This window comes from Bradyrhizobium genosp. SA-3 (assembly GCF_004212635.1).
Taxonomy (GTDB): Bacteria; Pseudomonadota; Alphaproteobacteria; order Rhizobiales; family Xanthobacteraceae; genus Bradyrhizobium.
The window spans coordinates 46,520-67,703 of the sequence record NZ_PSRT01000002.1; the positions used below are offsets into that span (position 1 = coordinate 46,520).

General features: G+C 65.6%; 16 protein-coding genes and 1 pseudogene. 7 read left to right on the plus strand and 10 right to left on the minus strand.

All coding sequences use genetic code 11. The features are described from left to right. Positions 1-4: 4 nt before the first annotated feature. The 6 genes and pseudogenes from CWO91_RS00855 to hpaR form a co-directional block, all read right to left on the minus strand. On the minus strand, positions 5-883 hold the full coding sequence (locus CWO91_RS00855) for a transglutaminase family protein (RefSeq protein WP_130211835.1): 879 nt from the start codon (positions 881-883) through the stop codon (positions 5-7). Then, a pseudogene (locus CWO91_RS00860) lies at positions 880-3,392 on the minus strand (circularly permuted type 2 ATP-grasp protein). Before CWO91_RS00860 ends, CWO91_RS00855 begins: the two are co-directional and overlap by 4 nt. A 27-nt stretch (positions 3,393-3,419) precedes the next feature. Next, entirely contained in the window at positions 3,420-6,689 is a 3,270-nt protein-coding gene (locus tag CWO91_RS00865; RefSeq protein ID WP_130211836.1) for a DUF2126 domain-containing protein, read from the minus strand. Positions 6,690-7,088: 399 nt separating this feature from the next. Continuing rightward, positions 7,089-8,612, minus strand: coding sequence for a UxaA family hydrolase (locus CWO91_RS00870; protein WP_130211837.1), 1,524 nt, complete (start codon positions 8,610-8,612; stop codon positions 7,089-7,091). 149 nt (positions 8,613-8,761) lie between these two features. Then, on the minus strand, positions 8,762-9,538 hold the full coding sequence (locus CWO91_RS00875) for an HpcH/HpaI aldolase family protein (protein WP_130211838.1): 777 nt from the start codon (positions 9,536-9,538) through the stop codon (positions 8,762-8,764). A 240-nt stretch (positions 9,539-9,778) separates the two neighbouring features. Next, positions 9,779-10,297: a homoprotocatechuate degradation operon regulator HpaR gene (gene hpaR / locus CWO91_RS00880; RefSeq protein ID WP_130211839.1), complete on the minus strand. Its 519-nt coding sequence runs from the start codon at positions 10,295-10,297 to the stop codon at positions 9,779-9,781. Between the two features lie 111 nt (positions 10,298-10,408). Between hpaR and hpaH the strand changes: the two genes are divergently transcribed. From hpaH to CWO91_RS00895, 3 genes are all read left to right on the plus strand, one after another. Then, the gene (hpaH, locus tag CWO91_RS00885; protein WP_130211840.1) at positions 10,409-11,215 is read left to right on the plus strand and encodes a 2-oxo-hept-4-ene-1,7-dioate hydratase; all 807 of its coding nucleotides are present in this window, start codon (positions 10,409-10,411) and stop codon (positions 11,213-11,215) included. A gap of 30 nt (positions 11,216-11,245) precedes the next feature. Continuing rightward, positions 11,246-11,644, plus strand: a complete 399-nt coding sequence (locus CWO91_RS00890; protein ID WP_130211841.1) for a 5-carboxymethyl-2-hydroxymuconate Delta-isomerase — start codon at positions 11,246-11,248, stop codon at positions 11,642-11,644. A gap of 149 nt (positions 11,645-11,793) precedes the next feature. Next, positions 11,794-13,422 (plus strand): thiamine pyrophosphate-dependent enzyme, encoded by a 1,629-nt coding sequence (locus CWO91_RS00895; RefSeq protein WP_130211842.1) that lies wholly within the window; start codon positions 11,794-11,796, stop codon positions 13,420-13,422. 52 nt (positions 13,423-13,474) lie between these two features. Here the strand turns inward: CWO91_RS00895 and alkB are convergent, their stop codons facing one another. The 4 genes from alkB to CWO91_RS00915 form a co-directional block, all read right to left on the minus strand. After that, on the minus strand, positions 13,475-14,128 hold the full coding sequence (alkB, locus tag CWO91_RS00900) for a DNA oxidative demethylase AlkB (RefSeq protein WP_130211843.1): 654 nt from the start codon (positions 14,126-14,128) through the stop codon (positions 13,475-13,477). A 9-nt stretch (positions 14,129-14,137) separates the two neighbouring features. After that, positions 14,138-14,884 carry a 2OG-Fe(II) oxygenase gene (locus CWO91_RS00905; protein ID WP_130211844.1) on the minus strand — a complete coding sequence of 249 codons (747 nt, stop codon included), beginning with the start codon at positions 14,882-14,884 and terminating at the stop codon, positions 14,138-14,140. A 155-nt stretch (positions 14,885-15,039) separates the two neighbouring features. After that, complete coding sequence (locus tag CWO91_RS00910; RefSeq protein WP_130211845.1) at positions 15,040-15,726, minus strand: DUF2848 domain-containing protein; 687 nt, start codon at positions 15,724-15,726, stop codon at positions 15,040-15,042. Further along, entirely contained in the window at positions 15,719-17,068 is a 1,350-nt protein-coding gene (locus CWO91_RS00915) for an amidase (protein WP_130211846.1), read from the minus strand. The genes CWO91_RS00910 and CWO91_RS00915 overlap by 8 nt, the downstream gene beginning before the upstream one ends. Before the next feature lie 178 nt (positions 17,069-17,246). On the opposite strand from CWO91_RS00915, the gene CWO91_RS00920 reads away from it, so the two are divergent. The 4 genes from CWO91_RS00920 (at position 17,247) to CWO91_RS00940 (ending at position 21,085) form a co-directional block, all read left to right on the plus strand. Then, entirely contained in the window at positions 17,247-17,660 is a 414-nt protein-coding gene (locus CWO91_RS00920) for a Zn-ribbon domain-containing OB-fold protein (RefSeq protein ID WP_130211847.1), read from the plus strand. 3 nt (positions 17,661-17,663) lie between these two features. Next, a complete protein-coding gene (locus CWO91_RS00925; RefSeq protein WP_130211848.1) occupies positions 17,664-18,803 on the plus strand; it encodes a thiolase C-terminal domain-containing protein in 1,140 nt (379 codons plus the stop codon). A 142-nt stretch (positions 18,804-18,945) separates the two neighbouring features. Next, the gene (locus CWO91_RS00935; RefSeq protein ID WP_130211850.1) at positions 18,946-19,860 is read left to right on the plus strand and encodes an SDR family oxidoreductase; all 915 of its coding nucleotides are present in this window, start codon (positions 18,946-18,948) and stop codon (positions 19,858-19,860) included. 115 nt (positions 19,861-19,975) lie between these two features. Then, a complete protein-coding gene (locus CWO91_RS00940) occupies positions 19,976-21,085 on the plus strand; it encodes an SMP-30/gluconolactonase/LRE family protein (protein WP_130211851.1) in 1,110 nt (369 codons plus the stop codon). Positions 21,086-21,184: the final 99 nt, after the last annotated feature.

Consider the following 21,184-nt stretch of genomic DNA (forward strand, 5'->3'; position numbering starts at 1 on the left):
GCGGTCATTCGACCAGCAGCACATCGACGGCGACGCCGAGCTTCTGCTTCGGCGAGCCGACGATGACGCCATCGACCGGCGAGACATCGGAAAAGTCACGTCCGACCGCGAGCACGATGTGGTCATTGGCGACCAGGAGATCGTTGGTCGGATCGAAATCGACCCAGCCGAGCTTCGCCCCGCACCACAGCGACACCCAGGCGTGGGTGGCGTCCGCACCTTGCAGGCGCGGCTGGCCCGGCGGCGGAATGGTACGTAAGTAGCCGCTGACATAAGCCGCGGGCAGACCGAGCCCGCGCAGCCCCGCGATCATCACATGGGCAAAATCCTGGCAGACGCCGTGACGCTTGTCGAAGACCTCGCCGAGCGGCGTCGAAATTACCGTCGCCCTGGGATCGTAGCGAAATTCGCTGCGGATGCGATGCATGAGATCGACCGCGCCTTTGAGAATGCCCGCGCCGGGCGCAAAGCTCGTCGCCGCATAGGCGCTGACCGGACGCAGCACCGGCACCAGCGGGCTCGCGAAGACATAGCCGACCGGCGAGGACGGCCCGAGGCTCGTCGCCTCGAAGGCAACGTCGCGAATGGTCTCCCAGGGCGGGCTAGAGGCATCGCGCGCCGGCGGCTGTCGCGAGACGGACACACGCGAACGTGAATCGATCCTTAAGTTGCGGTGCGCAGCTTCGATCACCACGCTCTCGGTGAGCGAGCCGAAGAAATCGCGGCGGACATTGCGCTCGGCCGGACGCGGTCGGATCTCGACGCTGTGCGAGATCAGCTCCTGGCCATTGCCGCTGTTCGGCTCCAGCCGCAGCGTGCAGCGGGCGAAGCTGACCGGATTCTCATATTCGTAAGTCGTGACGTGACGGATGTCGTAGATCACGCCAGCCCCGTCAGCTTTTCCGGCCGGCTGGCATTGGGGCCGTGCGGGAAGTAATGCTGCCCGATCGCCTCGGCGAGGCTGAGCAGATCCTGCTCCAGCGCAAACAGCATCTTGACCTCGAGCTTCTCAGCCTCCGCGGTCGCGAGCATCGCCTGCATCGCCACCGCAAGCCGTTGCGGCTGCTCGATCAGGCCATGCTCCTTCAGGCTCGGCAGCGCGGCGATGTGCTCGTTCAGCGTCGTCACCTGGAACGCCACCGAACGCGGATTGTAGGGATCGAGCACGGCGAGGTCGCGCACCGGCGCCAGGATCGGCGCGAGCAGATAGCGCGAGCGATAGGTGATCTGGCAATCCACCAGCGTCAGCAGGATGTCGAGATCCTCGTCGCCGGCCTCGTCATAGGCGAATTGGCGCGTGAAGCGCGTGGTGTTGATGGTGCGCTCGACGCGGCGGCCGACGTCGAGGAAGCGCCAGCCGGCGGCACGGTTCATGTTCTCCTGCGCGAGGCCTGCAAAGCTCGCAAGCTCCTGCAAGGTGAGTTCGGCAGCGCTCAGCACGCTGTCGTCGTCCTCGACTTCGTAGGCGAGCCGCTCGGCCATCTCGGTGATGACCTGCCAGGCATCGGGCGACAGGCGCTCGCGCAAGGACGTCGCGGTGCGCTGGGCCGCGCGGACCAGCGACAGTGCCGAGCCGAAACGCTCCGGGCTCTGCAACGCTTCGGCAACGATACGTCCGGGCGCCGCGCGCGAGGTCTGCGAGATCGCGCCCCAGGCCACCAGCAGGCGCTGGATGCGTTCGGCCGATTGCAGCGAGGCCGCGGTGCCTTGTTGGGCCCGCTCGGCGAGCCCAACGCGCGCACCAGGCGCAGCGTCGCCTCGGCGCGTTCCAGATAACGGCCGAGCCAAAACAGATTATCGGCGGCGCGGCTCGGCAGCACGCCGGCGATGCGGCGGATGCGCACCTTGTCGGTCGCCGGCAGCAGCGTCGCGGTCGGGACCTGCTTGTCCGAGACGACCCAGACGTCGGCGGCGCGGGCGCCGTCGCCCATCGACACCGCGCGCGCATCGGCCTGCTCGGCGATCCGGCAGAAGCCGCCGGGCATGATCACCCAGCCGTCGGGCGTGGCGGCCGCGAACACGCGCAGCACGAAGGGTCGCGGCGTGAGCTGGCCCTGCTCCCATACCGGCATGGTCGAGAGCCGCACCACCTCCTGGCCGACATAGTCCATGCCGCGCGTAGTGATGGCGTCGACCAGGCGCTGGCGGTCGCTCGCATCCAACTCGCTCGCGAGCACCGGCCCCCTGCTGTCGAAGCCGGGAACGCCGCGCCGGTAGGCGCCCTCGATCGCGACCTCGTCGAGCCGCGCCAGCACCTCATCGCGCGCCGCGCGCTGGCCGCACCACCAGGTCGCGATGTGCGGCATCTTCAGCTCCTCGCCGAGCAGGCGGCGGCTCAGCGCCGGCAGAAAGCCGAGCAGCGCCCGTGCTTCCGGCACACCGGAGCCCGGCATGTTGGCAACGACGACGCCGTCCTTGCGCAGCACGTCGATCAGGCCGGCGACACCGAGCCGCGAGGAGGCATCAAGCTCGAGCGGATCGAGTGAGTTGGAATCGACCCGGCGCAAGAGCACATCCAACCGCTTGAGCCCGGCGACGGTGCGGATGTGGACGCGGTTGTCACTGACCGCGAGATCGTCGCCCTCGACCAGGAGGAAGCCGAGATAGCGCGCCAGCGTCGCGTGCTCGAAATAGGTCTCGCTGAAGCTGCCGGGGGTGAGCACGCCGATCCGCGGCTCGTCGCGGTCGGCACGCGCGCGAAGCGAGTCGCGGAATGCCTCGAAGAACGGCGCGACGCGGGGCACGTTCATCGACTTGTAGAGATCGGAGAAAGCGCGCGAGAGCACCAGGCGGTTCTCCAGCGCATAGCCCGCGCCTGAGGGCGCCTGGGTGCGGTCGCCGAGCACCCACCAGCGGCCGTCGGGCCCGCGGCCGACATCGGCGGCATAGATCGAGAGATAGCGCCCGCCGGGCGGCGGCACGCCGCAGACCGGACGAAGATATTCGGGACTGCCGGCGATCGCGGCCGCCGGCAGCGCGCCCTCGGCGATGAGGCGGCCCTCGCCATAGATGTCGCGCAGCACGAGCTCGAGCAGCTCGGCGCGCTGGATGATGCCGGTGGACAGCTGCTGCCAGTCGGCCTCGTCGATCAAGAGCGGCAGATGGCTGATCGACCAGGGCCGGTCGGCGCTGTCGCCTGGGGCGCGATAGGTGACGCCGGCCTCGCGGAGATGGCGGTCGGCCATGCCGAAGCGACGCTCGACCTCGTCCGGCGCGAGCGCGCCGAAGGCGTCGAAGAAGCGACTCCAGACCTCGCGCGGGGCGCCGTCGGGCCCGAGGAACTCGTCGGGGATGCCGGGCAGGCGGCTATAGTCGCGGACCCATTGCGCGATCCGCTGCTGGGCTTGCGCCCTCCCCGCCCGGTCGTCCTGTTCGGCTGCGCCCTCGGCCATGCGCCTCTCCCTGCCCCACCATCATACTCATTGCAGGAGCGGGGTCCGCAAGTCGAGGGTCAGCGGAAACTCATTTGTGCGTTCCTCGGGCGGCGGCTGGACCGGGCCCGGCGTATGGCCGTGGTCCTGGAAGCGCGCCAGCCGCCGCGCCTCGGCCTCATAGGTGTTGACCGGCTTGGTGTCGTAGTTGCGCCCGCCGGGATGGGCGACGTGATAGACGCAGCCGCCGAGCGAGCGGCCGTTCCAGGTGTCGATCAGGTCGAAGGTCAGGGGTGCGTGGACCGGGATGGTCGGGTGCAGGCCGGAGGCCGGCTGCCAGGCCTTGAAGCGGACGCCGGCCACGGCTTCAGTCGAGCGGCCGGTCGATGTCATCGGCAGCCGGCGGCCGTTGCAGGTGACGATGTGGCGGCCCTCGACGAAGCCCTCGGCCTTGACCTGAAGCCGCTCGACCGATGAGTCGACATAGCGCACCGTGCCGCCGGCCGAGCCCTCCTCGCCGAGCACGTGCCAGGGCTCCAGCGCCTGGCGCAGCTCCAACGTCACGCCGCCATGATGGACCCGGCCGAAGGCGGGGAAACGGAATTCGAGCTGAGCCAGATACCATTCCGGCTCGAAGGGATAACCGAACTGCTTCAGCTCGGTGAGCACGTCCTGAAAATCGTCCCAGATGAAATGCGGCAGCATGTAGCGGTCGTGCAGCGCGGTGCCCCAGCGCACGAACTTGCCGGCCTGCGGCTCGCGCCAGAATTTTGCGATCAGCGCGCGGATCAGGAGCTGCTGCGCCAGCGACATGCGCGGATCGGGCGGCATTTCGAGCGCGCGGAATTCGACGAGGCCGAGGCGGCCGGTGGGGCCTTCGGGCGAATAGAGCTTGTCGATGCAGATCTCGGCGCGGTGGGTGTTGCCGGTGATATCGACCAGCAGATGCCGGAACAGGCGGTCCACCAGCCACAGCGGCGTCTGGGTGCCCGGCGGCGGCACATGCGAGAGCGCGATCTCGAGCTCGTAAATGCTGTCGTGACGGGCTTCGTCGATGCGCGGCGCCTGGCTGGTCGGGCCGATGAACAGGCCGGAGAAGAAATAGGACAGCGACGGATGCCGCTGCCAGTACAGCACGAGGCTCTTCAAGAGATCGGGCCGCCGCAGGAACGGCGAATCCTGCGGTGAGGAGCCGCCGACTACGACGTGATTGCCGCCGCCGGTGCCGGTGTGGCGGCCGTCGACCAGGAAGCGGTTGGCGCCGAGCCGCCCCTTTGCAGCATCCTCGTAGAGACCGGTGGTGATGTCGACCGCATCGTGCCAGCTCTTGGCCGGCTGGATGTTGATCTCGATGACACCAGGATCGGGCGTCACCTTGATAACCTCGATCCGTGGATCGAACGGCGGCGGGTAGCCTTCGACGTGGACCTGGAGCTGCATCTCCTCGGCCATGGCTTCGAGCACGGCGACCAGCTCCAGATAATCCTCGATGCGCTCGACCGGTGGCATGAAAGCGCAGAGCACGCCGTCGCGGACTTCGACCGACATCGCGGTGCGCACCGGAACCGACGTGTTGAGATGCTCGGGTGCGGCCGGCGGCGGCGATTCCGGACGCGCGGCGAGCGTGAACACCGGCAGCTTCTCCCTCGCCTCCATCGGGTCCTGCTCGACGATATAGGGATATTGGTTGGGCGGGACGTAGCCGAGCGAGCCGATCGGCAAGCGCAAGCCCAGCGGTGAATCGCCCGGCACCAGGAACAGATGATTGCGCCGGAGCTGCCAGCGCTCGCTCCGCCAGCGCGGCGGCGCGTTCCAGCGCTGCACGGGCAGCACGAAGCCGCGCGGCGTGTTGAGACCATCATCGAACACCCGCGCCATGCGCGCGCGGGCTTCTGGATCAGCTAATTTGGAATCGGACGGATCGACGTTGATGGGAAGCTCGGCTTCCTTCTGCAGCCAGTACGCGGTGTCCTCATAGGCCGGCATGATGTAACCGGGATCGAGGCCGAGCCGCGCCGCCGTGCCTTCCATGAAGATCTCGGCATCCTTCACCTCGGCGCGGCGGGGATTTTCGATCTTGGCGATGAGGTCGGCGTTCTTCCAGATCGGCACGCCGTCCTTGCGCCAGTACAGGCCGAAGGCCCAGCGCGGCAGGCTCTCGCCCGGATACCATTTGCCCTGGCCGTAATGCAGCAGCCCGCCCGGCGCGAAGCGCGTGCGCAGGCGGCGGATCAGGTCGTCGGCGAGCCCGCGCTTGGTCGGGCCGACGGCTTCCGTATTCCACTCGCCTGCCTCGAGGTCGTCGACCGAGACGAAGGTCGGCTCGCCGCCCATGGTGAGCCGCACGTCCTGTGCGGCAAGATCGCCGTCGACCTGCTCGCCGAGATCGTTGAGCCGCGCCCAGGCCTCGTCGGAGAACGGCTTTGTGATGCGCGGCGCCTCGCGGATGCGCTTCACGCTCATGTCGAAGGCGAACTCGACCTCGGCAAAGCCGGCGCCCCCGGAGATCGGCGCGGCCGAGCGATAGTGCGGCGTCGCCGCAACCGGGATGTGGCCCTCGCCCGCCAGCATGCCGGAGGTCGCGTCAAAACCGATCCAGCCGGCGCCCGGCAGATAGACCTCGGCCCAGGCGTGCAGATCGGTGAAATCGTTCTCCACTTCCGGCGGTCCCTCGATCGGATCGATGTCGGGACGGATCTGGACGAGATAGCCGGAGACGAAGCGCGCGGCGAGCCCGAGATGGCGCAGCGTCTGGATCAAGAGCCAGGCGGAGTCCCGGCACGAGCCGGCGCCCGAGGCGAGCGTCTCCTCCGGCGTCTGCACGCCCGGCTCCATGCGGATGATGTAGCGGATCTTCTTCTGGAGCTCACGATTGAGCTCGACCAGAAAGTTGACGGTGTTCGCCGCTTCGTGCGGGATCGTATCGAGATATTTCGCAAACAGACGATCGGGTTTGATGGTCTCGAGATACGGCGCAAGCTCCGTCTTCAGATCCTTCGGATAGTCGAACGGAAAACTGTCGGCATAGGGCTCGACGAAGAAGTCGAACGGATTGACCACGGTCATCTGCGTCGTGAAATCGACCTCGAATTTCAGCTCGGTCGTCTTCTCCGGAAAGACATAGCGGGCGAGCCAGTTGCCTTGCGGGTCCTGCTGCCAGTTCACGAAATGATTGGATGGCGTGACCTTGAGCGAATAGCTCAGGATCGGCGTGCGCGTATGCGGCGCCGGGCGCAGGCGGATGGTCTGCGGGCCGAGATCGATCGGGCGGTCGTATTTGTAGTGCGTGACGTGGTGTAATGCGACGTAGATCGACACGGGGTGCGGTGCTCCGGCAGCTTTTTTGAGCAGAACACCTGATGTGGGTGCGATCAAGCACTAACAACGGGCAGACCGTGCCTAGGAAGTATCCCGGTCGTCCCGGCTTCGTCGGGACGATGACGGAGATTGTGGCTGCGCCGCGCTCTTCCCACGCACGTCGTCCCGGACAAGCAGAGCTCCGGCCAACGCGCGGCGTTGCCCGGAGCGGAGCGCCGATCCGGGACCCATAACCACAGGAGGTCGTTTGGCGAAGGCTGGCAATTGTCAGGTCGCAACCAACCACTGCCTGTGGTTATAGGTCCCGGATCGGCGCGCGCCTTGGGGCGCGCTTGTCCGGGACGACGGCGGTGATTGGGGAAAGCGTTACGTCGCTGAGTGCGTCGGCGCCGCGCGCGATCACATCGTCGCACCCAGCACCCACGGCGCGAACTCGGCGCCCCCGAAGTCGAAGTTCTCACTCTTCGTCCGCTGGCCGGACGCGGTCTTCAAAATGAGTTCGAATATGCGCTCGCCGCAACTCTCGACGCTCTCCTCGCCTTCGAGGATGGTGCCGCAATTGACGTCCATGTCCTCTTCCATGCGCTTGTACATGGGCGTGTTGGTGGCAAGCTTGATTGATGGCGCCGGCTTGCAGCCGAACACGCTGCCGCGGCCTGTGGTGAAGCAGACGAGATTGGCGCCGCCTGCCACTTGGCCGGTTGCTGCGACCGGATCGTAGCCGGGCGTGTCCATGAACACGAAACCCTTCTTGGTGACGGGCTCGGCGTAGCGCAGCACCTCGACGAGATTGGTGGTGCCGGCCTTCGCCATCGCGCCGAGCGACTTTTCCAGGATGGTGGTGAGGCCGCCGGCCTTGTTGCCGGGGCTTGGATTGGCGTTCATCTCGGCGCCTTCGCGCTCGGTATACGCGTCCCACCAGCGCATCAGATCGACCAGCTTCTCGCCGACCTCGCGGCTGACGGCGCGGCGCGTGAGCAGATGCTCGGCGCCGTAGGTCTCGGGCGTCTCCGAGAGGATCACGGTGCCGCCGTGACGAACGATGAGATCGCTCGCCGCACCCAATGCCGGATTGGCAGACACGCCGGAATAACCGTCCGAGCCGCCGCATTGCAGGGCCACGGTGAGCTCGCTTGCCGGCACCGTTTCGCGCTTCACCTTGTTGGCATCAGCGAGCGCCTCGCGCACGAAGGCGATGCCTGCTTCGACCGCCTTGCGGGTGCCGCCGACCTCCTGAATGTCCATCGCGCGCAAGCGGCCGGCGAGCTTCTGCTCCTCCATCAGGCCGCCGATCTGGTTCACCTCGCAGCCGAGGCCGAGCACGATGACGTGGGAGAAATTGACGTGCCGCGCATAGCCGCCGAGCGTGCGGCGGAGCAGCGCCAGAGGCTCGTTCTGCGTCATGCCGCAACCGGTCTTGTGGGTCAGCGCGACCACGCCATCGACATTGGGGAAGTCGGCCAGCGGATTGTCGCCGGTGAAGGGATTCTTCTTGAAGACGTCGGCGACGAGGCTCGCGACATGCGCGCTGCAATTCACCGAGGTGAGGATGCCGATATAGTTGCGCGTGGCGACGCGGCCGTTCGGGCGGCGGATGCCCTCGAAGGTCGCCGGCAGGTCGAAGTTCGGCGTCGGCTTGACGTCGGCGCAATAGGCATAGTCCTTGGCGAAGTCGCCCATGCCGCAGTTCTGCGTGTGCACATGCTGGCCCGGCGCAATAGCTTGGGTGGCAAAGCCGATGATCTGGCCGTAGCGCTTGACCGGCTCGCCCAATGCGATCGGCTTGATCGCGACCTTATGGCCGGAGGGAATGCGGTCGACCGTGGTCACGCCATCGGCGACCACCGTTCCGGGCGGCAGGCTCGCGCGCGCGATCACCACGCCATCATCGGGATGCAGGCGGATGACGGGGCTGATGGTCATGGGTGTCTCCTTCGGTCTTCAATGTATCGTGCCCCGGACGCAGCGCAGCGCGGTAGCGGTGCGGGGCCCATGCGTGATGTCGGCAACTGGGTCCCGGCTCTGCGGCGCATCACTTTGTGCTGCGCCGCGTCCGGGACACGTGACGTGGCTTACGCCTTCCCGCCGGAATCCTTGCGGGTCGCATTCACTTGCATCTTCGCGTAGGTCGTCATCAGGCCGACCTCGTTCGAGAGCGTCACCAGCTTGAAGCCCATGTTGATGGCGCGCGCTGCGCCTTCGGCGCCGCTGCAATGGATGCCCGGGTTGAGGCCGCGCTTGCCGCACTCCTTGATGATCTTCTCGTAGATCGCGAGGATCTCCGGCTCGCTGCGGTCGAGCTTGGGCTCGAGGCCGTAGGAGAAGCCGAGATCGGACGGGCCGATATAGACGCCGTCGATGCCTTCGACATCGAGGATCGCTTCCATGTTCTCGACCGCGGTCCTCGTCTCCATCATCGGCAGCAGCACGATCTCGTCGTTGGCCGTCTTCTGATAGGAGCCTGCGGTGCCGTACATGCCGGCGCGGATCGGACCGTTGGAGCGAACGCCCTTCGGCGGATATTTCGAATAGGAGACGAGGTTCCTGGCTTCCTGCGGCGTGTTGACCATGGGGCAGATCACGCCATAGGCGCCGCCGTCGAGCACCTTGCCGATGATGCCGGGCTCGTTCCAGGGCACGCGGACCATCGGCGTGATCGGATGCTTGTCCATGGCCTGGAAGCACTGGACCATCGACAGATAGTCCTGCACGCCGTGTTGCATGTCGACGGTGACGCTGTCGAAGCCGCATTGCGCGATCATCTCGGCCGAGAAGCCGGAGGGAATCGCGAGCCAACCATTGACCACGGCCTTGCCCGACTTCCAGGTTTCCTTAACTTTGTTCGCCACGTTGCCTTCCTTCTTTGTTGTTTAGACCGTCGTCACCATGACGAGCGCCGCGACAAGGCGATGCCGTTATTACCGCGAACTCGATCGCCGCGCTACGCTCGCGATGACGCAAGATGTCATCCGACAAGAGGGGCGCCATCCGTCCCGGCGCCGACTTTCTAGCGATCGGCTTGGGCCACTTTGAGCGAAAAAACGCGGCCATGTCCATGACTGTTGTCGCGCGCTCGCGCATATCTGCTTTCACTCCTCGGCACTTGCCTCATCGCCGGCGCCGAGGCTTGCGAGACTCTGCTCGAGCTCGCCGAGCATGTCCTGCAACTCGGCGAGCTTGCGGGCGCCAAAGCGTCGCGTGATCTCGGCATAGATCGCCTCCGACGTCGGCGCCACGGAGGCCATCAGCTTCACGCCCTCTTTCGAGATCGAGACCATGCTGCGACGCTGGTCCGCCTTCGCGGTCTTGCGCTCGATCAGGTTGCGGGCTTCGAGGTCGCGCAGGATGCGCGACAGGCTCGGCCCGAGCAGGAACGCCGTGCGTGCGAGTTCCGTGACCTCGACCGCCTCGATGGCTGCGAGCGCGCGCAAGATGCGCCATTGCTGCTCGGTCAAGCCGTGCTCGCGCAGCGAGGGGCGGAATTGCCGCATCACCGCCTCGCGCGCCCGTAGCAATGACATCGGCAGCGAGCGCGAGAAGTCGCGCATTGGCACCTGCCGCGCGACAGGCGCGCTTCCGTTGGCGGGATCAGCGGATTTCTTCGTCATGACGCCCTTTCAAGCCGCAAAATGTTTGCAGTGCAGCAAGCCCAATTTGTGTTTGACGCATTCACTTAACATGTTAACTATCTCCGGGCACCACGATTTGTAAGATCACAAATGGCGCTTTCCAACGACGATATCCAAGCTTGCGCGAGGCGTCTGCACCAGGCGGAGAAGACCCGCACGCAGATCCGGCAGCTCTCGCAGGATTTTCCCGAGATCACCATCGCTGACGCTTACGCGATTCAGAAGGCCTGGGTCGATCTCAAGATCGCCGAGGGACGCATCGTGAAAGGCCACAAGATCGGCCTGACCTCGAAGGCGATGCAGAGCGCGCTCAATATCGACGAGCCGGATTCCGGCGTGCTGCTCGACGACATGTTCTTTGCCGACGGCGGGATCATTCCGACCGAGCGCTTCATCGCAACGCGGGTCGAAGCCGAGCTCGCCTTCGTCATGTGCAAGCGCCTTTCAGGACCAGACTGCACGATGTTCGACGTGCTCAATGCCACCGACTTCGTGGTGCCGGCGCTGGAGATTTTGGACACGCGGATCGAGCGCGTCGATGCCAAGACCAAGGCGACGCGAAAGATTTTCGACACCATCGCCGACAATGCGGCTAATGCCGGCATCGTGCTCGGCGGTCGGCCGATCCGGCCGCTGGAGGCCGATTTGCGTTGGATCGGCGCGCTCTGCTTCAAGAACGGCCAGCTCGAGGAAACCGGTCTTGCCGCCGGCGTGCTCAATCACCCCGCAACAGCGGTAGCCTGGCTCGCCAACAAGATCGCGCCGCTTGGGCTAGCGCTGGAGCCCGGACAGGTCGTGCTCGCCGGCTCCTTCATCCGCCCGATCGAGACCCGCAAGGGCGACACAATTCAGGCCGACTATGGCGCCTACGGCTCGGTGAGCTGCTACTTCGCTTAGGCGAACAATAAGACAGGGAGTGAAACCGCGATGCCGCATTTCACGATCGAATATTCGGCCAATCTCGATGGCCGCCTCGACATGGGCCTGGTATGCGAAGTCGTGCGCAAGGCGGCGGTCGAGACCGGCATCTTCCCGCTCGGCGGCATCCGCGTTCGCGCCGTCAGGTGCGAGCATTACGCGATCGCGGACGCACGGCAGGAGTACGGCTTCCTCGACATGGTGCTGCGCATCGGCGAGGGCCGCGATCTCAAGACGCGTCAGAAAGCCGGCGAGCACGTCTTCCAGGCGCTTTCAAGACATCTCGATCCCGTCTTCGCGGCCAGCAAGTTTGCCTTGTCGTTCGACATACAGATCAACGACAAGGACACGAGCTGGAAGCGCAACAACATCCATGACGCCCTGAAAGCGGAGGCGCAGCCCGGCTGACGTTTCCATTCCCTGCCCTGGCAGCGACATCTCGATCTTTGCCACACTCGCATTTGGGAACATGATCGACGTCGAAGCGGAGGGCATCGCAAGCTTCCGCAACTGCGTCGTCGATGAAGCCTGGACAACACTCGAAGTGGAATAGCACCATGACCACCCTCACCGGCGGCGAAGCGATCGTAAGCGGCCTGGTCGCCCATGGCGTCGACACCGTATTCGGCCTGCCCGGCGCACAGGTCTACGGCCTGTTTGACGCCTTCCATCAGTCCCAGCTCAAGGTGATCGGCGCGCGGCACGAGCAGGCCTGCGGCTACATGGCGTTCGGCTATGCGCGCTCCAGCGGCAGGCCCGGTGTGTTCAGCGTAGTGCCCGGCCCCGGCGTGCTCAACGCCAGCGCGGCCCTGCTCACCGCCTTCGGCTGCAACGAGCCGGTGCTCTGCGTCACCGGCCAGGTGCCGACACAATTTTTGGGCAAGGGCCGCGGCCATCTGCACGAGATGCCGGATCAGCTCGCGACCGTCCGCAGCTTTGTGAAATGGGCCGATCGCATCGAATATTCCGGCAATGCGCCGACGGTCGTCGCGCGCGCGTTTCAGGAGATGACCTCCGGCCGACGCGGGCCTGCTTCTGTCGAGATGCCCTGGGACGTCTTCACCCAGCGCGCCGACACCGCGGCCGCACAGGTGCTGGAACCGCTGCCGGCGCCGCAGCCTGATCCTGACCTGATCAAGCAGGCTGCCGCGCTGATCAAGACCAGCAAGGCGCCGATGATCTTCGTCGGCAGCGGCGCGATCGAGGCGCGCGAGGAGATCCTAGAACTCGCCGAGATGATCGATGCGCCCGTCGTTGCCTTCCGCAGCGGCCGCGGCATCGTCTCCAATGCGCACGAGCTCGGGCTCACCATGGCAGCCGCCTACAAGCTGTGGCCCACGACCGATTTGATGATCGCAATCGGCACCCGCGCGGAGCTGCCGGCCTCGGGCTTTCGCTGGCCCTATCAGCCGAAGGGACTGAAATCCATTCGGATCGATATCGATCCGGCCGAGATGCGCCGGCTCGCCTGCGATGCCGCTATCGTCGCCGACGCCAGGGCCGGCACGGCCGATCTCGTCGCAGCCGTGAAGAAGGCCGGCTATGCGAGTAGCCGCGGCCGGCGCGGAGACATCCGCGAGGCCACCGCAACCGCGCAACAGGAAATCCAGCGCATCCAGCCGCAGATGGCGTATCTCAACATCCTGCGCGAGGTGCTGCCGGCAAATGCGATCGTGACAGATGAATTGTCGCAGTTCGGCTTCGCCTCCTGGTACGGCTTTCCGGTCTACCAGCCGCGCACCTTCATCACGTCAGGCTATCAGGGCACGCTCGGCTCCGGCTTTCCGACTGCGCTTGGCGCCAAGGTCGCCAACCCCGACAAGCCGGTGGTGGCGATCACCGGCGACGGCGGCTTCATGTTCGGCGTGCAGGAGCTCTCGACCGCCGTGCAGTTCAACATCGGCGTGGTGACGCTGGTATTCAACAACAACGCCTACGGCAATGTGCGCCGCGACCAGCGCGAACGCTTTGACGGCCGCGTGGTGGCCTCCGATCTGGTCAATCCCGATTTCGTCAAGCTCGCGGAATCCTTCGGCGTTGCGGCGGCGCGCGTCACTGCACCGGACCAGTTCAAGGCGGCGATGGAGAAGGCGCTCGCCCATGGCGGGCCCTATCTGATCTCCGTCGAGGTGACGCGGGACTCCGAAGTCAGTCCGTGGGCGTTCATTCACCCGCCGAAGCCGTAGACGAAGCATCGTCGTTTCTGCGTTCCTTTCGTCCCTTGCGGGAGAAGGAAGATCAGCGCGTCCTGCGGAAGGTCAAATTGATCCGCTTCCGCCCGAGCAGCGCATGTTCGCCGTCGGCGAGCGGCGCGACGCCGTGATAAGCGAGCCTGCTAGCCCCGCCCCAGACCACGACGTCGCCATGCACCAGGCGGAAGCGGCGCGGCTTGTCGCTGCGCGCCAGGCCGCCGAACAGGAAGGTCGCGGGCAGGCCAAGCGAGACCGAGACGATCGGGGCCGAATAGTCGAGCTCGTCCTTGTCCTGATGCAGCGACAGCCGCGTGCCGGGGTCGTAGCGGTTGACGAGGCAGGCATCGGGCGCGAAGTCTTTGAAACCGCCCTGCTCCGCCGCGCGGCGGGCGAGAGCCCGGAACACAGGCGGCATCGCCGGCCAAAGCGCGCCGGTTCGCGGATCGATCGGATCGTAGCGATAGCCGGTGTGATCGGTGATCCAGCCGCGCTCGCCGCAATTGGTCATGGCCACCGACATCTGGTAGCCGCCGGGCGTCGTCATGCGCCGGAACGGCGATTGCGCCACGATGGCGCGCACGGCTTCGATCAGCTCGCTCTCGATCGGCTTGACGAAGCCGCGCAGCAACACGGCGCCGTCGGCGATCTCCTCGCGCGATGGCTGCGCCTCGGCGACGCTGTCGAACAGATCACCCGTCAATCGCAGCGCTCATTTGGCATCATGAAAAATCACACCCAGCGTGTGGCGCTGCCCGGACCTGATACGGCTGACGCCATGGCGGAGATTAACGCGGTAGGTGCCGCGTGTCCCCTGCACCGGTCGGTGATGCACGGCGAAGGCGACGGCGTCGCCCTGCGCCAGCGGCACCACCTCGGCGCGGGACTGCATGCGCGGCCGCTGCTCGGTCAGCACGAACTCGCCGCCGGTGAAATCGCGTCCAGGCTCTGACAGCAGGATCGCGACCTGGATCGGGAACACATGCTCGCCATAGAGATCCTGATGCAGGCAATTGTAGTCGCCGGCCTCATATTGCAGCAGCAGCGGCGTCGGCCGGCTCTGGCCGGCCTCGTGGCAGCGCTTCAGGAAAGCTGTGTGCGCGGCGGGATAGCGGATGTCGATCCCCATCGCCTCGTTCCAGCGGTTGGCGACGCCCTGAAGATGCGCATAGAGCGCGGGGCGCATCTGCGCGATCAAGTCGGGAAGCGGATAGGAGAAATATTTGTACTCGCCGCGGCCAAAGCCGTGGCGGCCCATGACGATGCGGCTACGGAAGTGCGCGTCGTCTGAATAGAGCGCGGCGACGGCGCGGCATTGGTCCGGCGTCAGCAGGCCCTTGAGCACGGCGCAGCCCTGGCTGTCGAGTTCGGTGGTGATCTGCGGCCAGTCGAGGGTGTCGACGTGGGAGGCAATGTCGACGGATAGCTTAGGGGCTGATTTGCGTGCTGTTGCTGTCATGGCTACGACTCTCGCAATACGCCGCCCCCGCCGCCACCCGATTTCCGACTATCTCCCCGTCATTGCGAGGAGCCCTTGCGACGAAGCAATCCAGAGTCCCTCCGCGGAACCAGTCTGGATTGCTTCGCTTCGCTCGCAATGACGGTGGAGAGCGCCTAGCCCAGCACCGGCAACGTCACCACGTCGTAGCCGTGCTTGATCGTGCGCTTCAGCACCGGATCTTCCAGCTCGAATTCGAACCGGCCGGCGGGGCGGATGCCGCCCTTGGCGGCGAAGGTGCCGCCGAACATGGCGCAGCCGTCGGGCAGCTTCCCGCCTGGAAAGCCGCGCGCGATCAGGTCAGCGACCGGGAGCATCGCATCGAGCGTGCCCTCCTGGTAGAGCACGCGCTCGCCCTTGATCCAGGCGTAGGAGCGCAGGATCATCCTGTCCCAATGGCCGATGACGTCCTCGAGCTCCCACAGCGTGGAGGCAATCGGCTTGTCGCACATCTGCTTTGAGACCGTGACGCTATAGGCCTCGACCTTGCGGTCGGTGTGATCGGAGCCGCAGCCGACGAAGATGCGGCCCTGCCAGCCGATCAGCACGAACTCGACCTCACCACTGGAATCGCAGCCGGTGCATTCGATGCGGTCTTCCATGGTCAGCCGCCGCGCCGAGACGCGATAGTAGATCGGCGTCGAGGCCGGGCGGGCGATGCCGACGGCCTCGAGCTCGGCGATATGCTTGTCGCGCGCGACGGGGTCGCGGCCGGTCCAGCCGGCGATGACCGCCTGGTCGATCGCCAGCGTCAGCGGCGTCGTGGTGTCCTGGGCGTCGACGGTGAAGGTCAGGTCAAACACGGATCACGGCCTCCATGCCGGCAGCAAGCTCGAAGACACGGCGGTCGGATCCGCCAGCGCCTGCCAGCATCAGACCAACGGGAACGGCGCCCTGGCGATGCGCGGGCAGCGAGATGGCGCAGCCGTCGATCATGTTGATCAGGGTGCAATTGCGCAGGGCACGCAGGTTCTGGGTGGTGAACGCCTTGTCGTCGGCGAGATCGGCAATCTTCGGCGGCGTGTTGGCGGTGGTCGGCAGCACCAGGGCGTCATAGGGCGCGATGCACGCATTGACGCGGGCGATCAGCGAGCGGCGCTCGTTGAGGAGATCGATGTAGTCGGCCGCGCTTTGCGCCTCGCCGCGCATAATGCGGACAGCGACCCTGGGATCATAGACATCGCCCTTGGCCGTGATGAGATAGCGGTGCCAGGCATAGCTCTCGGCCGCGGCAAAGCCGCCCTTGGCGTTCATCGGGCCGATGTCGTGGAATTCTGCCATTTCGATGCGCTCGATGATCGCGCCGTGATCGGCGAGCGCCTTCAGCGCGCGCTCGAACGTCTCGGAGACCTGCACATCTAGGTCGTCGAGCGCGATCGTGGTCGGCACCGCCAGCCGCATGCCCTTTACGGGGCGCGGCTTCACCGCGGTGATCGGCTCGTTGGCGAGCACCGCATCGAGTATGGCGCAGCAGCTGACCGATCGCGCCAGCGGCCCGATGCTGTCGAGCGAGAACGACAGCGGCACAGAGCCGTCGAGCGGCACCCGGCGCTGCGTCGGCTTGTAGCCGACGATGCCGTTGAAGGCGGCCGGAATCCGACAGGAACCGCCGGTATCGGTGCCGAGCGCGCCATGCGCCATGCCGTCGAGCACGGACACTGCCGCGCCCGAGGACGAGCCGCCGGGCACGTGGCCCTCCGCCCGGTTCCAGGCGCCCTTCGGCGTGCCGTAATGCGGATTGATGCCAATGCCGGAATAGGCGAACTCGGTCATGTTGGTTCGCCCGATCACGACGAAGCCGGCGCCGCGCAGCCGCGCAACCGCCGCCGCGTCGTGCTCCGCCGGATCGGAATCGTCGAGCGCACGGGAGCCGGCGCGCGTCGTCTGCCCCTTGATGTCGAAGAGATCCTTGATCGAGATCGGAATACCGGCATAGCGCGATGGCGCTGCCTTGGCCTTGCGCAAGCCGTCCATCGCGTCAGCCGCCGCGAGTGCGGCGTCCTTATCGACATGGATGAAGGCGCGCTGGCCCTCACCGGTGGGATCGGCGATCCTGGCAAGGCACGCCTCGACCAGCTTGCGGGAGGTGGTGCGGCCGCTTTCGAGGTCTTCGGCGAGCTTCGCCAGCGTCGGAAAATCGGGCATGTCTGTCTCACGGAATATTGGCGCGCGCAATCTATAGCGCTGGCTCAGTTCGACACAAGCATTGTGCGCATGATGGCATGCATGCGCATTGCTGGACCGTTGACGCACTATAGTCGATTGTCGCATCAAGATCGAAACAGGCGGGCGCGAAGCCTGTCTCTTAGGAGGAGCTGCCCATATGGCCGAACCGCAGCGCGCGCGACCGAAACCAACGCCGGAAACCCAGCATTTCTGGGACGGCACGAAAATCGGCGAATTGCGCCTGCAGCGCTGCGACGCCTGCGCGCATGTCTACTTCCCGCCGCGCCCGTTCTGCCCCTCCTGCGCCTCGCGCAAGGTCTCGGTGTTCAAGGCGAGCGGCAAGGGCTTTCTTTACAGCTACGTGATCAATCACCGCCCTGCCGCGCCCGGCTTCACGCCGCCCTACGCGATCGCGGTGGTCGAACTCGACGAAGGACCGCGGATGATGAGCAACATCATCGACTGCCCGCAGACGCCGGAGGCACTCGAGCTCGACATGAAGCTCGAGGTCGCCTTCCAAGAACTCGACGACAAGATCACCCTCCCCGTCTTCCGTCCGGCGAAGGGGTAAGCCATGCGCAAGAACCAGGTTGCCGTCGTCGGCGCGGCCGAGACCACCGAGCTCGGTGTCATCCCCAACGCCTCGCAGCTCCAGCTCCACGCCGACGCAGCGCTCAATGCCATCGCCGATGCCGGGCTGAAACTCTCCGACATCGACGGCTTTGCCACCGCGGTCGAAACGCCGCAGCAGGTCTGCCATTATCTCGGCATCAAGCCGACCTGGGTGGACGGCACCTCGGTTGGCGGCTGCTCCTTCATGCTGCACGTCCGCCACGCCGCCGCGGCGATCGAGGCCGGCCTGTGCAAGACCGTGCTGATCACCCATGCCGAGAGCGGCAAGTCGATGATCGGCAAATTGCCGCGCTCGACACCACCAGACAGCCTCAACGGCCAGTTCGAGGCGCCCTATGGTGTCTACGGCCCGCCCAGCATGTTCCCGATCCCCGTGCTGCGCTTCATGAAGACCTACGGCATCACGCATGAACAGCTGGCTTCGGTCGCAGTGGTGCAGCGGGAATGGGCGGCGAAGAATCCGCGCGCGATGATGAAGGATCCGATCACGGTCACCGATGTCCTCAACTCGCGCATGATCGCCTATCCGTTCCGCCTGCTCCAATGCTGCCTGGTCACCGATGGCGGCGGCGCGCTGATCCTGACCTCGGCTGACCGCGCCAGGGATTTTCCCAGGAAGCCCGTCTACATCATGGGCACCGGCGAGAGCGTGGAGACGCCGATGGTCAGCCAGATGGAGACGTTCAATTCCTCGCGCGCGTTCAAGACCGCGGGGCCCCTCGCCTTCAAGGAAGCCGGCATTGCGCATGGGGATGTCGACCATCTCATGATCTACGATGCGTTTGCCCATCTGCCGCTGTTCGGCCTCGGCGATCTCGGCTTCATGCCCTATGAGGAGACCGGCCAATTCATCGCGGACGGCAACACGCGGCCGGGGGCCAAGCTGCCGCTCAACACCAATGGCGGCGGATTGAGCTACATGCATTCGGGCATGTACGGCATGTACGCGCTCCAGGAGAGCGTGCGCCAGATGCGCGGCATCGCGCCGGCACAGGTCGCTGGCGCGAAGATTTCGGTGTGTCATGGCGTCGGCGGCATGTTCGCGGCATCAGGCACGATCGTGTTTACGAACGAGAGGTAAGGGCTGTCATTCCGGGGCGCGCGCAGCGCGAACCCGGAATCCATTGTGCAGCAGGCGAGCCGGAGAAATGGATTCCGGGTTCGCGCCAAGAGGCGCGCCCCGGAATGACGGCGGAAATTGAGACGAACAGCGGAGAACCCACATGACAAAATCACTGCAGGACAAGGTCATCATCGTCACCGGCGCAGGCCGCGGCATCGGGCGGGAGATCGCGCTGCTGTGCGCCGCGGAAGGCGCCAAGGTCGTCGTCAACGATCCCGGCGGTGCCGCCGACGGCGCCGGCTCGAACGCGGCGCCCGCGGAAGAAGTGGTCGAGGAGATCAAGAAGCGCGGCGGCACTGCGGTCGCCAATTTCGAGTCGGTGGCGGAAGCAATCCCCGCCAGCAAGATCGTGAAGACCGCCACCGATCATTTCGGCCGGCTCGACGGCGTCGTCAACAATGCCGGCATCTTGCGCGACATGATCTTCCACAAGATGAGCGTGGAAGCGTTCGAAGCCGTCATCAAGGTGCATTTGATGGGCTCGTTCTATGTCTCGCATGCCGCGGCGCGGGTTTTCCGCGAGCAGGAATCGGGCTCCTTCGTGCACTTCACCTCGACCTCCGGCCTGATCGGCAACTTTGGACAAGCCAATTACGCCGCCGCCAAGCTCGGCATCGTCGGTCTGTCGAAGTCGATCGCGCTCGACATGGGCCGTTTCAACGTCCGCTCCAACTGCGTCTCGCCGTTCGCCTGGACCCGCATGATCGGCACCATCCCGACCGAGACCGAAGCCGAGAGGGCGCGCGTCGAGAAGATCAAGCAGATGGGACCGGAGAAGATCGCCCCGCTCTGCGGCTATCTGCTCTCAGATCCCGCCAAGGACGTCACCGGGCAGATCTTTGGCGTGCGCATGAACGAGATCTTCCTGTTCAGCCAGAACCGCCCGATCCGCTCAGTGCAGCGGAGCGAAGGCTGGACGCCGCAGTCGATCGCGGAACACGGCATGCCGGCACTCAAGGGCTCGTTCTACAAGCTCGACCGCTCCGCCGACATCTTCACCTGGGATCCCGTCTAGCCGCATTTCCGGCATCCCTGCCCTGCGATCTCTGGCTGCCTCGGCCAGAGATCGCCCCGTTTTACGCCCGAATGCGGGCGGATGGTGCCCTCCCAACAAACTTTGGGAGGAAACCATGACAAGAATACTGACCAACCCCGACATCTCTGCCATCGGCGGCCTTGGGCGCCGCACTCTCCTCAAAGGCACGGCGGCTCTCGCCGCCTCCACCGTCCTCGCCTCGCAGGCCAACGCGCGCGACTTCGGCGCCAATGCCGAGCCGCAGCGCTATCCCGACCCCGACATCGTCGTCATCGACCCCAAGCGCTTCAAGGCCAAGGTCGGCAACACCGCGATCAAGCGGCTCTATACCGGCTGCCTGTGGGCGGAGGGACCGGCGTGGAATGCGCAGGGGCAATATCTCGTCTGGAGCGACATCCCAGCCAACCGCCAGCTTCGCTATCTCGACGACGACGGTCACATCTCCGAGCAGTTCCACAAGCCGTCGAACGAAGCCAACGGCAACTCGTTCGACACCGAAGGACGCCAGATCAGCGCCGAACGGACTCGCCTCGTCCGCTACGAGCACGACGGTTCGGTAACGGCGCTGGCCGAGCAGGCAGGCGGCAAGCCGCTCAACGGCCCGAACGACATGGTGGTGCATCCCAACGACAAGGCGATCTGGTTCACCGACCCCGGTTATGGCGCGATCAGCATCTACGAAGGCAAGCTTGCCAACACCGGCTCGCTCCAACCCCATCAAAAGGAAGCCGTCTATCGCCTGGACACCCAGACCGGGCAGGTCGCGAAGGTGGCCGACGAGCCGTTCAAGCCGAACGGCATCGCCTTCAGCCACGACTACAAGAAGCTCTATGTCTGCGACACCGGCATCACACATTACCCGCAGGCAGAGAACGTGGTGTGGTCCTACGACATCGACGGTGCCAAGCTGTCGAACCCGAAGAAGCTGATCGACATGAAGCTCGACAGCAAGTCGGGTTTCCCCGACGGCTTGCGCGTCGATACCGAAGGCAACATCTGGGTCGGCGCCGGCTGGGTCGGACCCGGCTATGACGGCGTGCAGGTGTTCGCGCCAACCGACGGTGCGCGCATCGGCCAGATCCTGCTGCCCGAGACCTGCGCCAATGTCTGCTTCGGCGGCAAGAAGCGCAACCGCCTGTTCATGACCGCGAGTCAGTCGCTCTATGCGGTGTATGTGGAGACGCAAGGCGCGCATTTCTGTTGAGGCGCTCCGTACTCACCACACGTCATGGCCGGGCTTGTCCCGGCCATCCACGTCTTAGCTCGCAGCACGAAGAACGTGGATGCCCGGGACAAGCCCGGG